This is a genomic window from Maribacter sp., assembly GCF_016744255.1.
Lineage (GTDB): Bacteria > Bacteroidota > Bacteroidia > Flavobacteriales > Flavobacteriaceae > Maribacter_B.
Genome location: NZ_JADGES010000006.1, coordinates 1 through 16,147 on the forward strand (window position 1 = coordinate 1; position 16,147 = coordinate 16,147).

Below are 16,147 nucleotides of genomic sequence, written 5' to 3' on the forward strand. Positions count from 1 at the left end.
ATACATCATAGAAAGAGCAAAAAACAAACTTTTAAATTCAAAAGAAAATGCTAGTGAAATTGCATATTCTTTAGGGTTTGAATATCCGCAGTATTTCAGCAAAATATTCAAGAAAAACACTACAATGAGCCCTAACGAATATAGACATAATTTAAACTATAAAAAGCCCAGTGCCTAACAAAGAACCGAGATAAAAAACAAACAAATTATTTCTTAATTTGATACATTATTATTCTAGGCTCATAGATTTAAAAATTAGATTCTTAGAGCTTTTTTTTGTATTTAACTTCTGTTTATCTGGGCAATATTGAAACGTAAGTTTCGTCGTATGGCCTTCTTTGTTTTGCAATAGAAAAATTGCTTAAGAAGAACTAGGCTAAAATTAATACGGGTTTTGGAGTTTTGGCAAAAGATTGCATATATTTAAGAAGTCCGCAAATTTTTTTGAATTTTGCTAAGGGCTTAAACGGAAAGGTCATCGCTTATCACTTACCATATTCGAAACATTATCCATAATTATGAAAAAACACTTTGTAATACTATCAATCCTATTTTTTATTTCATGTTCAGAGAAAAAATCAGACTGTGATGATTATTCTGAAGCATATTGGTCAGGAACTATTTCAGGAAAAATGCATAATACTAGAATTAAAGGCGAGAATATTACAATCCGAAAAGCATTTGAAAAAATCAAAAAAACCGAAACCAATATTGAACCAAAAAACGGATTTATAACGTTAAAACTGCATATAGATAAATATGGCTTTTTTTGTAGCCAAAAAAAATTTCAGATAGACACCAACTATGAACCTATCCAATTTAACAATGGTAAATTAATTAAAAAGCTAGAACTAGTTGCTAGTGATTTAAAAGGTTGGAGTAATGACACCGAAACAAAAACTTATTATTTAATTAGATTAACAATAAAAGATGGTCGGATTGAAGAAATTTTTTAAGATATCAGGTTTAATTATTTTGGTTTTAATAATAGCGATTGCTATTTATGGTTATTTCAAAGGAAAAGTAATAACTGATGTTAGACAAGAGCTATCTCGTAAAATTGAGAATTTTGAATCTAAAAACAGTGACGAATATATGGAGTATTCAGTTATTAAATTCAATAAAGCTGGTGATTTTCACACAGGTTTTATTTACCTAAATAAAGCAGTTGAATTAAATCCTTTAGCCCATTTAGGTTACAGAGGTTGGATAAGATTAAGAAAAATACGTGATTACGACAATGCATTAGATGACTTTGATAGACTAGATGATTTAACCCCAGATGTTGTAGATGCACCTTGGGGAGAAGATATTGACTTTTTGAGAGGAGAATGTTATTTTGGGAAAAAAGACTTTCGAAAAGCTATTGAAATGTTTAACCGCAATATTAAAAACCAAAAAGAGGATTGGGCAGATATTAATTCTTTTGTTTATCTAGGACTTTGTGAATACGAACTTGGTAATTATGAGAAATCGATTTCAGAATTTCAACGAGCATTAGCTCAATCCGAAAGTGTATGTGAGGCTCATTTTGGACTTGCCAAAGCGTACCGAAAATTAGGTAATACTACATTAGAAAAAATACATATTAAAAAAGCCGAGACTAATATTTTTTACAAAAGAGATGACCCCTATAACGAGTATTTGAATGAAATCTACTTGTCCGAAATATTAGAATTTAAACAGCAATCTAGAGAATAATAGAATACCAACTTAGGAAACCTATAATTAATATATGTACCAACAATATATCTTAATTTTAAAAGAGAATGGTACTTTTCTATTTAACCAGTATTGGAAACAGCAAACCAAGCAACATTGGAAAGACTATGAGGGAATTCAATCTATTGGAAATGAGAAAGGAAAGGGCAGGTGGGTTTATAGGAACTGTACTTTGCCATTTTGGCACAAGCATCGGAGGTATTAAACCCACTAGTAGCAAATGCTAGAACAAAAAGCTTAAGCATAGAACCAAAACATAAATCGCAACTATCTATTAAAATGTCAAATTAGTTTCATTTTAAACGCTACATAGTTAATATACAAGTTAGCTACTTTTCCTTGGCACAATCTCTTAAAAGGCTTCCTTTTTATTTACTAGCTTGTTAATACTTTTTAAATTTTTTAATATCTTTTTCTTTATTCTTTACAAAAACTAACTTGTTTTTACTCTTAGGATTCTCTCGCCGTTCTAGTTCAAAGTTTCCTATAGATTTTATTAAGGGTGTTAGCTTTTCAAAGCCATAATTTCTAGAATCAAAATTAGGTTGCTTCTTTTGTAATAGACTACCAACATCTCCAAGAAAAGCCCAACCATCGTCATCCGAAACATCGGAGATTGTGGTAGAAATTAATTTAATTTCCTTTTGTGTTATTTTATCTACATTGGTTTTGTTTACATCTTTATCGTCATCATTTTTCTTTTCTACTTGGCTTTTTAGAACCTCTATATAAACAAATTTATCACAAGCAACAATAAAAGGGTTTGGGGTTTTCTTTTCTCCAATACCTATTACTTGCATGCCAGCTTCTCTTAATCTAGTAGCTAAGCGAGTAAAATCGCTATCGCTAGAAACTAAACAGAAGCCGTTTACTTTACCACTATAAAGAATATCCATTGCATCTATAATCATAGCAGAATCTGTTGCATTTTTACCCGTAGTATAACCATATTGCTGAATAGGGGTAATGGCGTTTTCTAATAAAAGGTTTTTCCATTTGGTCAGATTAGGTTTCGTCCAATCGCCATAGATTCTCTTAATAGTAGGGTTTCCATACTTTGCAATTTCCTCCATCATTTCTTTTACATGGGCAGATGGAATATTATCGCCATCTATAAGTACAGCTAAATTTATATTAGTATTCATATTTTGAGTATTATTTAATGCAGCATTTATTATAGCATACAACTTACAAAGAAAAATGTAAGCTAATGGTATAGGAATAGATTAATAAAAAATAAAATCTAGTAAACTACCTCGGGGCAATCCCACGAGGCATTCGTAAGAAAAAAATTTTAAAATTTCAGGGCAAGTCTCGGAGTATTTAAATCTCGATTATCGAGTGAAATCAGCTTTATCTGGCTTAACAGCTATTAGTAATCCATAAAAAAATAAATCCTTAAAAATTACAATTAACAATGCTTTTTCTGTAACAGCCGAACAGCTTCTATGTATTTGCAAGGCTTATTAATCCTCTTTGTTCATTATTCTACCAACTCTGCAAGTTCGGTAGAGCCAAGGTTTCCTTTTATCACATCTAAATCGAGCTCATTAAAATTATTTGCTGCTTTTACCAATAGGGTAGAGCCAATACTCTCGAATAGATTACTTGTTTTTAGCACAAATTCTGCTTGCTTTTCTATTCTGTAGTTTGGAATACCTACCAGCGTTAAATCTGTAGTACAAGATTCCTCCTCTATAATAGTATAGAAGGGTCTTTGTTCTACTGCATTATTAATTATTTTTATAGTTACATTAACTCTTAAATCATCTACCAGAGCGGCTATTTTAGATTCAATTATAGTTATGTCTACATTGTTATTATTTACAAAAAGGACCCGAATATTAGTGCTATTCCATTTTGGAGAAGCGATGATAAACCGTGCAATATTCAGCATCATTTCCGCATTTTTACTATCGGTTTCTCGCCACCACAAATCTACAGTACTATAAGTTCCAAATTTGGTTTTCTTATCAAAATCCAAGTAAAGCAAATTATAATCTAAATGCAGCAAAGTTTCGGTCATTTTAAAATACTCCGAAGAGTTCTCTAACCCTTTGGGCCACCCCATCATAATAGTATTTGGTTCTACGCCAGAAAACCCAAAAGTAGAAGCAATATTGGTTATTCCTGTATAAATATTATCCACCTTTATCTGCCTTGCAAAAATACCTAGCTCTTTATAGGTATGATTCCTAATAGTTTGTTCTGCTTTTTTTAGTGGTTTATTATTCTTTTTATCTAGTATTAGTTTAAAGTTTGTTACGATTCCCGTTCTACCAGATACTGTTTTCCCTAGTTCTAATAAATAAGATTGATGGTCACTTTTTCCACTAAATAGAATAATATTAGGATTCCAATTGGCATTTTCATCTACCTTATCATCGATTCTTTTTAAACCTTTATTCACTATATTTTCCCATACACTACGCCAAACGTCGTTAGATTGTATTTTAACTTCTTTTCGTTGTAAGCCAAAGTATAACAAACCTATTACGGCAAAAGCGCCAAGCATAGCTACCATATCTAATTTAAACATAACCGAAAAACATGCAATAAACCCAACAAGACCTATCCAGCGTTTTATTTTAAATGTGGGTTGAAAATCTGGATTTGCCCAGCTTTCTAGAAAGTAAGAAATATTTATAAAGCCATAGGCCGCTAAATAGAACATAGAAACTACGCGTGCAATAACATCTAATTCTCCTATTAGTATACCGGCTTCTGCAATTATAAAGACTAAAAACAAAGCATTTACAGGCTCATTACTAGCTCCACGACCCTTACCAAAAAATTTTGGAGTCACTTTATCCATAGACATTGCTTGTAGTATTCTAGGTCCACCAAGAATACCTCCTAAAGCAGAAGATAACGTTGCTCCCCATATACCTGCTGCAACAGCAGGAGCAAAGAAGGCTATTTTCATAAGAAAATTATAATCGTTTTTAAGAACCTCGCTATTTACATTATAAGCAAAAAACACTGCCAGAATTATATAAACTACCAACCCTACTGCTATGGCTAATAAAGTACCTACTGGAATAGATTTTTTAGGGTCTTTTAAGTCCCCACTCATTGCAATACCAGCGGTGAAACCAGTGACTGCAGGGAAAAAAATAGCAAAAACCACTTCTAAAGAGGCTCCGCCCTCTGTAGATAACATAGAAACCGATTGTGGTGCAAATTCTGTGCTACCTAAAAAAATAGAAATTAAAGATAGAACTATAGCCCCTAGAATAAAAAATTGTGTCTTTAATGCAAATGAAGTACTTATTAAAGCAAGAGCAGTAAGCGATACAAGAGCTATAGTTCCTGTAATTCTAAAATCGTTAACAGACATTCCATATCCAAAAAATGAATTAAAACTCTCTGCAAAACCAATTAAATACAAGGCAATAGAAAAAGCGGTTCCTACATATAGAGCAATCCCTATAGAGCCTCCAATAGGAATACCCATACTCCTAGAGAGCACATAATAGATACCACCTGCACCAATTTTTTTATCGGTTGCTACGGAAGAAACACTTAGACCTGTAGTAATTGCAATAACATGGGCAATAATAATAATTGCAATAGCGCCAATAAGTCCTGCATTACCAACTACCCAACCAAGTCGCATATACATTATAACCCCTAAAATGGTTAATATCGAAGGGGTAAAAACTCCAGCAAAAGTGCCAAATTTGTTCTTTTCTGCCATTAGTATAGGATATTTTTAAATAGTACTAGAAAAAATGCATCACAAATATACATGCATTTCTTACAGGTTATTGATTGATTATTTCATATCTAAAAGTAATTTGTATTGATGTGGTGTAAAATGTTTGTTTAAACATAAAATATATCATTTAAATTAGATTGATTAGCTCCATATTAGTTAATCGGCTTCTTTCATTACCATCTTCTTGGTATATTGGTAGTATACATCTTCTTATTAATTAAATGAAGTATAGCCTATAATGTAAAGCAACCAAATATTTTTTTTTGCATAAACGTGCCTTAATAAGGAATCTCTTTTCTATTTATTTGAATAAAAACCAATCTAACGTATTCCCAAGAATAGTGTACTTATCTTTGTCAAAATTTATTTTATGGTAAAGCGGTTTTCAGATTTAGGAATTAATACCCAATTGGAACAAAGTTTAGAGGAATTACAAATTTCTAAGCCCACAGATATACAGAAAAAGACGATTCCGCTTATTCTAAATGCGAAGAAAGATATTGTTGCCTTAGCGAAAACGGGAACCGGAAAGACCGCAGCTTTTGGATTGCCATTATTGCAATTAATAGATGTAGAAAGCTCCAAAATACAAGCCGTAGTTTTAGCTCCTACTAGAGAATTAGGACAGCAAATTTACAGCAACCTAGTTTCTTATTCATCAAACAGTAATGCTATTTCCATCACATCTATATGTGGAGGCGTACCTGTAAAACCACAAATAGAAAGGCTACAAGAAAAAACACATATTGTGGTTGCTACACCAGGTCGTTTGGTAGATTTAATAAATAGAAAGGCTATAAACCTTAAAAATGTAGATTTTTTAGTTTTAGATGAAGCCGATGAAATGGTAACAAGTTTAAAGGAAGACTTAGATCCTATTGTAAATGAAATTCCTAAAACAAAAAGAACCTTTTTGTTTACGGCTACCATGCCAGGAGCTATTAAACAATTAGTTCAGAATTATTTAACCAAACATGCCACTCATATAGAAGTAGATATGGCTACTATGGGGCATAAAGGTATTGACCATCAATATATAGTAGTAGAACCTATTGAAAAGTTAGAAGTATTACTTCACTTTTTAAGTACTAAGGATGGCGAAAGAGGGGTTATTTTTTGTAAAACAAAAGCTGCGGTTAACAAACTAGCTAAGAATTTGGCTATTAATAAGTTCTCCTCAGGTTCTCTTCATGGTAGTTTAACACAAGGGATAAGAGATCGTGTTATGGGACAATTTAGAGAAGGGCAAATAAACATTCTAGTTGCTACAGACTTAGCGTCTCGTGGAATAGATGTAAAAGAAATAACCTATGTGGTAAATTATCATTTACCAGATACGTACGATGCCTATGTGCACAGAAGTGGTCGTACGGCTAGAGCAGGAGCCAAGGGGCTTTCTCTTACTATTTTACAAAAAGAAGAGGAAGTAGACATTGCTGATTTTGAAAAAGAATTAGGTATTGTTTTTCAAAAATCTAAAAAAGCAGATGCGCAAAGTATAGAAGAGAACAATAGTTTATTATGGGCAAAAAAGATTTTCAAAACCAAACCGAATAGAGAAGTATCCGATTCTTTTAAGGACAAAATAAAAACTATTTTTCATCACCTAACAAAAGAAGAGTTAATAGAAAAAGTATTAGCAAATCACCTAGAACAAACCAATAAAGAAGCTTCTCTACCTAAAAAAAAGAACTAGTTTAATGGCAAACCATATTAAAGCGCAACAAGACATTCTTAAGAAATTGCAGATAGATGCTTTGCATCCTATGCAAGAAGAAGCCATTGCTACTATAGAATCTAGCAGGAATACTATTATTCTATCTCCTACAGGGACAGGAAAGACTTTAGCTTTTCTTTTGCCTGTAATTAATACTTTAAATCCTGAAAATCCAGAGATACAAGCCTTAATTGTAGTACCTACTAGAGAGTTAGCCATACAAATAGAGCAAGTTGCTCGTAATATGGGTACTGGTTTTAAAGTGAATGCAGTCTACGGCGGAAGACCCATGTCTAAAGACAAGATAGAGATAAAGCACAAACCTGCTATTTTAATAGGAACTCCAGGTAGAATTTTAGACCATATGGATAGTGAACGTTTTTCTACAGCTACTATTAAAACATTGATTTTAGATGAGTTTGATAAGTCTTTAGAAATAGGTTTCGAGGAAGAAATGAGTGCTATTTTATCGGAACTTCCTAATTTAAATAAACGCATATTAACATCTGCTACACAGGGAGTTAAGATTCCAAAATTTGTAAGATTAGACGATCCAAAAATTATTAATTATCTAGATAAAAAGAAAAGTTCTCGTTTAGAAATTAAAACGGTACTTTCTCCTAGTAAAGACAAATTAGATAGTCTATTAAGTTTAATACTTCACTTAGGCAATAAGCCAGGTATTATTTTTTGCAATTTAAAAGATAGTATAGCTGTTGTGAGTTCTTTTCTAGAAAAAAGTAATATCTCTCACGGATGTTTTTCTGGAGGTATGGAACAAAAAGACAGGGAACGCGCCTTAATAAAATTCAGAAATGGTAGTAGTCAAATATTGCTTGCTACAGATTTAGCAGCAAGGGGAATAGACATACCGGAACTGAAATTTATTATTCACTATGAACTTCCTTTACATGCAGAAGAATTTACGCATAGAAATGGTAGAACAGCTAGAGTAAATGAAAAAGGAACGGCCTATATTCTAAAATGGAAAAATCAAAAATTACCTGATTTTATTACAGATGTTACGGAAGCCAATATTTCTACCCCAACTAAAAGGGAACCACAATTTTGGCAAACTCTATTTATATCGGGAGGTAGAAAAGATAAAATTTCTAAAGGAGATATTGCTGGTTTGTTTTTTAAACAAGGAAATATCAGCAAAGAACAATTAGGAGTTATAGAGCTAAAACAAGATTGTGCTTTTGTTGCTGTACCAATTACCTTAGCGCAAGAATTGGCAAACACACTAAACAACAGTAGACTTAAGAAAAAGAAAGTACGTATCTCGGTGCTTTAATAAAAAGTAAAACACTATGTAATATTTCTTCCAAGGTCACATTCTGTAACCGTGAATTTTAAAATTGAACCTGTGGATTAAAATCCAAAATGTTTGTTAATCGATTCGCCAAGCCACCATTTTGGTTTAACTTGTTTTTTAACTAAACCGAATTTTTTAATGGAATGTGTTTCAATATGCGTAATTACATCTTCTACAGAATCGGTTACAAATAGTAGTTTCATGTCTTCTGGACTGATACTTTCATTTTCAGCCATTAAATATATATGTTCACATAGTTTTTTATGATATTCCGAATCAAAAATGACCACAGGAAAATCTTGGATTACCTTGGTTTGCATTAAAGTTAGTGCTTCAAACAATTCATCTAAAGTACCAAAGCCACCGGGCATTACCACAAAGGCGTAAGAATATTTCACAAGAATTACTTTTCTTAAAAAGAAGTATGGAATGTTTATCCATTTATGCAGATACGGATTTGGCTTTTGTTCAAAAGGTAAAATAATATTGCATCCGACCGAGTTTCCACCAGCTTCAAAAGCACCTTTATTGGCAGCTTCCATAATGCCTGGACCACCACCTGTCATTACTGTAAATCCTGTTTTTGCTAAGGCTGCTCCAATTTTTTTGGCATTTTTGTAATGTTCAGAATCTTCCGTAAATCTTGCCGAACCAAAAACTGTAACACAAGGCCCAATAAAGTGCATTTTTCTGAAGGCTTTAATAAAATTGAAAAAGACTTTAAAAGCAAAAGTCAATTCTTTAAAACGAGATAAAGGACCTCTTACAAATAAAGATTCATCTTTAGATAATTCGACGTTTTTCTCTGTTTTCATACCTCATATTTTAAGTCGTCTTTTTATAACTCCAAACGGCTAATCCATTCATAATTATAGCATAAAGCAATGTTTTTAATAACTGCGGAAGAATATCCATAAAGCCAGAGCCCTTAAGCATTACCATACGCATAACTTCTACAAAGTATTTAATTGGATTAAACTCTGTAAGAATTTGAGCCCATTTTGGCATACTTTCTATAGGAGTAAACAAACCGCTCATTAAAATAAAAATAACCGTAAAAAACCAAGCGATAAACATAGCTTGTTGTTGCGTATCTGTAAAATTTGAAATGAATAATCCTATCCCTAAAACCACTAAAATATAAATAGAAGTATAGAAATACATGAGTGGTAAACTACCTAACATAGGAACATTAAAAATGAGTTTGGCAATAATTAAACCTATGGTCAATAACCCCATACCAATTACCCAAAACGGAAAAAGTTTCCCTATTATAAACTGACTTTTTTTAATTGGGGTAACATTAATTTGCTCTAAAGTTCCAATTTCTTTTTCTCGTACTATATTCATTCCAGACAGAAATAAAGTAATCATGGTTACCAGTAAAACTAATATACCTGGAACCATAAAGGTTTTATAGTTTAGCGTTTGGTTATACCAAAATAGAGGAATGGTCTCGATCCTTGTTGGCTGTACTTGTTTGTCTGAAGGTTTTAATAAATCGACTTTTAAATTTGAATTAAAACGTTGAATAATCTGTGTTACATATACATTTTCTACACCTGCTGCTGCACCATCTATAGCATTAATAGTAACGCCTAAACGATTATATTTTTCTTTATATAAATCGCGCTCAAAATAGTTTGGAATTTCTAATAAAACATCTACTTCTCCTTTAAGCATTGCAGAGCTTGCCAATCTTTCTGAAGAAAAATCTGTTAAAACATTAAAATAAGTGGAAGCATTAAATTTTTCTATTAACGCTCTAGATGTGGTGGTATGGTCCATATCTACATACCCAAATTTGATGTTTTTAACTTCAAAAGTAGCTGCATTAGACAAGATAACTAGTTGCAATAAAGGCAAAACAAAAATTATAGGAAGCATACCTTTGTTTCTAAAAATCTGCTTAAACTCTTTTTGTATGATGTATATAATTGTTTTCATATAACTTCCTGCGCAGGCAGAAATCTTTTTTAATTGACATTATATCTATTAGGTTTTAGCTTCGACTTCGCTCAGCAACCATAAAACCTCGTAGGATAACTAACTTTTTTACTCTAATCTAATTTTATATTTCTTAATACTCAATGCAATAAAAAATACGGTCATTCCAAATAAAACTAAAGTTTCTTTCCAAATATATTGCAGTCCAACTCCTTTAAGCATTATCCCTTTTATAATGATTATGAACCATTTAGCAGGAATAATATTACTAATAACTTGCAATGGTATTGGCATACTTGAAATAGGGAATATAAACCCAGACAATAAAATTACCGGGAGCATTAATCCCATTAAAGAAATCATCATTGCAGTTTGTTGCGTTGCAGAAATGGTAGAGATTAATATACCCAATGCTAAAGCACTTATTATAAAAAGAACACTTTCTAATGCCAATAACAACAAGCTACCTTGAATAGGCATATTAAAAATAAAAATACTCAACACTACAATAACTACAGCGTTAATGACGGACAGAAAAATATAAGGAAACACTTTTCCTATAATTACCTGAAATGGTTTTAGTGGCGATACCAAAAGAATTTCCATAGTACCTAATTCTTTCTCTCTAGTGATAGAAATAGAAGTCATCATTGCAGACACAAGCATAAGAATAATAGTCATTACACCAGGAACAAACATATAAACACTTTTTAATTCTGGATTGTAAACCATACGTGTTTCGGTAACTATTTGATAGGCTATTATTATTTCTTTGTTTACTTCTTTTTGATATTGCTGCAGAATGGCATTTACATAATTACTGATGGTATTTGCGGTATTTGGGTCGGTAGCATCTGTAATAATCTGAATCGTAGCTTTGTGTTCTTTAATGAGGTTTTTACTAAAATCTTTTTCAAAATTTAAAACAGCTTTCACATGTCCTTTTTGAAAAACAGAAGCAATATCTGCTTCACGGGTAACCATTTGTTTGATGCTAAAATATTTTGAAGCGGCTATTTTGTTGATGATTTCTTTGGTTGTAGCGTCTTTGGAATGGTCTAAAATAGCAATGTCTACATTATTAATTTCATTGGTAATAGCAAAACCAAACAATAAAATTTGGGCAATTGGCATTCCAAAGAGAATAAACAACGAACGCCTATCTCTAAATATATGGTAGAATTCTTTCTTTACAAAGCCTATAAACCTTTTCATCCTCTTGCTAATTTTAAGAATACATCGTTCATATTCGCCGCATTAAACTGTTCTTTCAGCTTTTTCGGAGTACCTAATGCTTCTATTTTACCGTTAACCATAATAGACACACGATCGCAATATTCTGCTTCATCCATATAATGCGTGGTTACAAAAACAGTAGTTCCTAAATGAGCCGCTTTGTAAATTAGTTCCCAAAATTGACGCCTTGTAATGGGATCTACACCTCCCGTAGGTTCATCTAAAAACACAATTTTAGGGTCGTGAAGCAAAGACACGGAAAACGATATTTTTTGTTTCCATCCCAATGGTAAAGAGCCTACTAATTGATTAGCAATTTCATCAAGCCCCAATTCCTTAATCAAAGCATCCGATTTTTCTTTTATTTTTTTTCGAGACAAACCATAGATACCTCCAAAAAATGTTATGTTTTCTTTAACCGTTAAATCGTCATACAAAGCAAATTTCTGACTCATATAACCAATATTCCTCTTAATATTTTCTGCCTCTGTAAACACATCGAAACCTGCAACTTTAGCTTTTCCAGATGTGGGATTAGAAATGCCAATTAGCATTTTCATAGCCGTAGTTTTTCCAGCACCATTAGCCCCTAAAAATCCAAATATTTCGCCTTTTTCCACCTCGAAAGTAATGGCGTTTACTGCTGTAAAATCCCCAAACATTTTGGTTAACCCTTCTACTTGTATGACTTTGTTATCGCTCATTATTTTGCTAATTCCATAAAAGTATCTTCTATGGTTGGTTGCGTTGTTGCAATAGTAATATCCGTAAGCCCTTTGGTCTTTAAGTAATCCTTTAAGCTTTCCGTATCAAAATCTGTTCTATGGTCTGTATAGTGTACAAATTCGCCAAAAGGATACACGCTGTATTGGTGCTCGTATGCCTTTAGACTCTCTATAAGTTTGTACATATTATCTCCTCTTACGTTATACATCTTTTTAGGATAGTGTTTAACAATCTCTGCAGGGGTATCTATCTCTAGAATTTCACCGTTTTGTATGAGAGCTATTCGGTCACATAATTCGGCTTCGTCCATATATGGTGTAGACACCAAAATGGTAATATCCTTTTGTTGCAGTCGTTTTAGCATTTCCCAAAATTCTTTTCTAGAAACTGGATCAACTCCTGTTGTTGGTTCATCTAAAAACAAGACTTTAGGTTTGTGAATTAAAGCACAACACAAAGCCAATTTTTGTTTCATACCACCAGACAATTTTCCGGCTCTACGATCCTTAAAGGGCTCTATTTGTACGTAAATCTCTTTTATTAAATCGTAATTCTCTGCAATCGTAGTTCCAAAAATAGTAGCAAAGAAATTTAAATTTTCTTCGACCGTTAAATCTTGATATAAAGAGAATTTTCCAGGCATATAGCCAACACTATTTCTTATGTTTTTATAATCCAACACCACATTAAAACCTGCAACTGTTGCCGTGCCTTCATTAGCTATTAAAAGCGTGGTTAAAATTCTAAAAAGCGTTGTTTTGCCTGCTCCATCCGGACCAATAAGTCCAAAAAGCTCCCCTTCTTTTACTTCAAAAGAAATGTTTTGTAACGCTTTTACGTTTTTGTAAGATTTACTGATATGTTGAACGGATATACTCACAAATATGTTTCTTTTTTTATTTTATTGCAATTCATAAAATTACCAACAGCACTCAAAAAGAAGTGCTGTTGTATATTGTCTTTGATTAATTACCACAACCACCACCTGTTTCACTTAAAATAGAATTGTAATAATCTATTGAAATATATTGTGGTGTATAAATTATATCGTTATTGTATAGCTGGTTGGTGTAAGAGCGGATATGATTTTTTGAGCCACAGGTAAGTTTATCATAAACACTTAATAAATCGGGCTTAATTGTATTATTAATAAAATCCTTAATGTCATTAATATCTAAATCTTCAATGATTGCTCCAACGATTAGAGCTTCTACCAATGAAATATCGGATTGAATAATTAAGTTGTCGTAAATTGTTTGTATTTCCTGGTTATTAAAAACACCTATCTCTGCATTGGCCGAATCTGGAATATTATATTTTTTCATTACTGCTAATACATTATCCATATGCGATTGTTCGCTCTTTGCAATATTGTTAAAAATTGCTATGTTATATGTATTAAAAGAGTGCAAATAAACATCTCTTGCCAGTTTTTCTTCTTCTCTTAAAAAAATTAAATCATTTATTTCATCTTGAGTTAATTCTTGTGTTTCTGCCTCTGTAATATCATTATTGTCATCCGAAGAACAATTACTGAGCAACAGAACACTTAGTACTGTTAAAATTATTGTTTTTTTCATCTCTAGATTATTTTATATTATTAATCCTCTAATTGCATCCACATTTCTGCAGGCATTCCTATTTTTAGACTTCCATCATTAATCACATTTATTTTTAGAGCATAAACTAAGGCAACACGCTCTTCTTTGGTTTGTATTATTTTTGGGGTAAATTCAGCCTCGGAAGCAATCCAACCAATAGTTCCTTTATAGCTTTTCATGGCATCCCCATTATCTACTTTAACCGTAACAGCTTCCCCAATTTTTAAATTAACCAATTGGGTTTCGCTCACGTATACACGTAATTGCATGCTGTTTAAATTGGCAATTTTATAAAGCGGTTTGGCAAAAGCAGTAATTTCGTTTGGTTCCGCGTATTTAGTTAAAACGGTTCCGTTTACCGGATTAATAATTTTACTTTTCTGAATTTGATCCTCTATTTGTTTAAGCTGTACATCCAAATTCTTTAACTCATTAACAACAGGAGCATTTTGCGTTTCCACACTTCGGACACGTTGTTTAATAATATCTATTTCACCAGTAACGTCATCTAACTGTTTTTGAGTTCCTGCATTGTCTTTAATTAAGTTTTCTACTCTGTTTTTGTTTATGTTGGCTGTTTTTAGCTGTGCATTTAATACATTAATTTGGGATAAAACACCTCTAGATTTGGATACAATTACACTTTTAGACACTACTAATTGCTCTCGTTTTAAGGATAATGGAATAGTATCTATATACCCGACAAAGGCTCCTTTTTTTAGTTTTTGGCCTTCTTCAATGGTAAAAGACATTAGTTTTCCATTATTTTCTGCAGAAATAGTAATCTCTGTAGCTTCAAAATTGCCATAACCATCTGCTTTTCCATTAGAATCACTACAAGAAAAAATGCTTGCAGTAATAATACTTAGTGCTACTGTATAATTAAGGTATTTCATACTCTTCTTTATTATTGTCCTTTAATAACATTGTAATTTGCTTTTGCCAGTTGTAACTGAATTTTATGCCTTACCAAAGTGTTTTCATCCTCATATAAATTGGTGAGCTCTGTAATATAAGCGGAGGAGGTAATTACACCATTTTTAAGCTGCGAATCTGCGGTTTGCAACACCTCTTTTCTAAGGGTAATAATATCGGCATCCGAAGCGATTATAGCCTCCATTTTCGTAATGTCTTTTTGTTGCTTATTCAGCTCTATGTTGGTATTCAGTTTAAAAATTTCGGTCTCGTTATCTACAATATCCTTGTGGATTGCTAAAGATTTACGTTTGTTTTTATTCGTATTCCAATCGAATACATTCCAATGCAATTTAACACCAACGGTATAAAAGGATTGAAAAGAATTATCGAGCATGTTTAATCCTGGGTTTCCGTAACCACCAGAGGCAAAACCAAGTAATTTAGGTGCGTTTTGTTTGGATATCCGTATTTCGGAACTTTCAATTTCTTCTTTTTTAAATTGAAACAACTCCAACTCAGGTCTGTTTAAATTTTCTTGTAATTGTATGTCTACCAAAGGGTTTTTAAATAGGGTAGAAGCGTCTAATCTTTTATTTACTAAACTAGAAAGCGTTTCTATATGTGTTGTTTTATTACTCTCTAATTCCAGAAACTGTTGTTCTATCTTTAGCAATTCTGCTTCTAGAACTTTGTCTGAAGACGCTAAAAGGATACCGTATTTAATACCAGATTGCACTTCCTTGAGCTTTGCTTGTAGTTGTGTCTGTTTTGCATTTAATAATAACTCCGATTCTTGTACTAATAAAACAGAAAAATAAAGTTGATTAATTTGCTGTTTTAGTTGGTATAAACTAACCTCTATCTGTTTTTGCTTTGTTTTTAACTGTGCCGAATTTACCTTCAAAGAAGCATTGGTAATACCCCCATTATAAATGAGCTGATTAACAGATAGTGTTGCTTTATATTGGTCTTTGTTTAAGGGTTCAATAGCAGCGTTGGGAATAGGGATTTCTATTACATCGGATTGATAAGTGGCTTGGGCATCCAAACTAAATTGAGGCAATTTTGCATTTGCAATAACACCAGCATCTAATTTGTTTTGGGAGTCTAACAGTTGCGACTGTTTTACCAATGGGTAGTTTTTAGCCACTAAACGGTAACATTCTTCTAGTGTTATGCTTTGTTGCGCAATACACGGAAGTGTAATTAATAGGATGAAAAAAATTAATAAGCGTTTCATT

15 protein-coding genes are annotated in these 16,147 nt (G+C 32.4%); 5 read left to right on the top strand and 10 right to left on the bottom strand.

All coding sequences use genetic code 11. The features are described from left to right. Positions 1-7: 7 nt before the first annotated feature. The 3 genes from QZZ51_RS02160 (at position 8) to QZZ51_RS02170 (ending at position 1,701) form a co-directional block, all read left to right on the top strand. Positions 8-178, top strand: coding sequence for an AraC family transcriptional regulator (locus QZZ51_RS02160; protein WP_291865368.1), 171 nt, complete (start codon positions 8-10; stop codon positions 176-178). 340 nt (positions 179-518) lie between these two features. Further along, complete coding sequence (locus tag QZZ51_RS02165; protein WP_291865237.1) at positions 519-956, top strand: hypothetical protein; 438 nt, start codon at positions 519-521, stop codon at positions 954-956. Beyond that, a complete protein-coding gene (locus QZZ51_RS02170; RefSeq protein ID WP_291865240.1) occupies positions 931-1,701 on the top strand; it encodes a tetratricopeptide repeat protein in 771 nt (256 codons plus the stop codon). Before QZZ51_RS02165 ends, QZZ51_RS02170 begins: the two co-directional genes overlap by 26 nt. A 404-nt stretch (positions 1,702-2,105) precedes the next feature. On the opposite strand, the gene QZZ51_RS02175 is transcribed toward QZZ51_RS02170, so the two are convergent. Both QZZ51_RS02175 and QZZ51_RS02180 read right to left on the bottom strand, forming a co-directional pair. Continuing rightward, positions 2,106-2,867: an NYN domain-containing protein gene (locus QZZ51_RS02175; protein WP_291865243.1), complete on the bottom strand. Its 762-nt coding sequence runs from the start codon at positions 2,865-2,867 to the stop codon at positions 2,106-2,108. A 338-nt stretch (positions 2,868-3,205) separates the two neighbouring features. Continuing rightward, complete coding sequence (locus QZZ51_RS02180) at positions 3,206-5,422, bottom strand: amino acid permease (protein WP_291865246.1); 2,217 nt, start codon at positions 5,420-5,422, stop codon at positions 3,206-3,208. A gap of 391 nt (positions 5,423-5,813) precedes the next feature. Here QZZ51_RS02180 and QZZ51_RS02185 point away from each other — a divergent pair, with 391 nt between their 5' ends. Beyond that, positions 5,814-7,139 carry a DEAD/DEAH box helicase gene (locus QZZ51_RS02185; RefSeq protein WP_291865250.1) on the top strand — a complete coding sequence of 442 codons (1,326 nt, stop codon included), beginning with the start codon at positions 5,814-5,816 and terminating at the stop codon, positions 7,137-7,139. A gap of 4 nt (positions 7,140-7,143) precedes the next feature. Then, positions 7,144-8,457, top strand: a complete 1,314-nt coding sequence (locus QZZ51_RS02190) for a DEAD/DEAH box helicase (protein ID WP_291865253.1) — start codon at positions 7,144-7,146, stop codon at positions 8,455-8,457. Positions 8,458-8,534: 77 nt separating this feature from the next. On the opposite strand, the gene QZZ51_RS02195 is transcribed toward QZZ51_RS02190, so the two are convergent. From QZZ51_RS02195 to QZZ51_RS02230, 8 genes are all read right to left on the bottom strand, one after another. Further along, entirely contained in the window at positions 8,535-9,293 is a 759-nt protein-coding gene (locus tag QZZ51_RS02195) for a TIGR00730 family Rossman fold protein (protein ID WP_291865257.1), read from the bottom strand. A 10-nt stretch (positions 9,294-9,303) separates the two neighbouring features. Beyond that, on the bottom strand, positions 9,304-10,425 hold the full coding sequence (locus tag QZZ51_RS02200) for an ABC transporter permease (RefSeq protein ID WP_291865260.1): 1,122 nt from the start codon (positions 10,423-10,425) through the stop codon (positions 9,304-9,306). Between the two features lie 108 nt (positions 10,426-10,533). After that, complete coding sequence (locus tag QZZ51_RS02205) at positions 10,534-11,640, bottom strand: ABC transporter permease (RefSeq protein ID WP_291865262.1); 1,107 nt, start codon at positions 11,638-11,640, stop codon at positions 10,534-10,536. Next, positions 11,637-12,365 carry an ABC transporter ATP-binding protein gene (locus QZZ51_RS02210; protein ID WP_291865264.1) on the bottom strand — a complete coding sequence of 243 codons (729 nt, stop codon included), beginning with the start codon at positions 12,363-12,365 and terminating at the stop codon, positions 11,637-11,639. Before QZZ51_RS02210 ends, QZZ51_RS02205 begins: the two co-directional genes overlap by 4 nt. Further along, on the bottom strand, positions 12,365-13,267 hold the full coding sequence (locus tag QZZ51_RS02215) for an ABC transporter ATP-binding protein (RefSeq protein ID WP_291865267.1): 903 nt from the start codon (positions 13,265-13,267) through the stop codon (positions 12,365-12,367). Before QZZ51_RS02215 ends, QZZ51_RS02210 begins: the two co-directional genes overlap by 1 nt. A gap of 85 nt (positions 13,268-13,352) precedes the next feature. After that, positions 13,353-13,967 (bottom strand): DUF2202 domain-containing protein, encoded by a 615-nt coding sequence (locus QZZ51_RS02220; protein WP_291865270.1) that lies wholly within the window; start codon positions 13,965-13,967, stop codon positions 13,353-13,355. Between the two features lie 20 nt (positions 13,968-13,987). Beyond that, on the bottom strand, positions 13,988-14,884 hold the full coding sequence (locus QZZ51_RS02225; RefSeq protein WP_291865273.1) for an HlyD family efflux transporter periplasmic adaptor subunit: 897 nt from the start codon (positions 14,882-14,884) through the stop codon (positions 13,988-13,990). Positions 14,885-14,895: 11 nt separating this feature from the next. After that, on the bottom strand, positions 14,896-16,146 hold the full coding sequence (locus QZZ51_RS02230) for a TolC family protein (protein ID WP_291865276.1): 1,251 nt from the start codon (positions 16,144-16,146) through the stop codon (positions 14,896-14,898). Position 16,147: the final 1 nt, after the last annotated feature.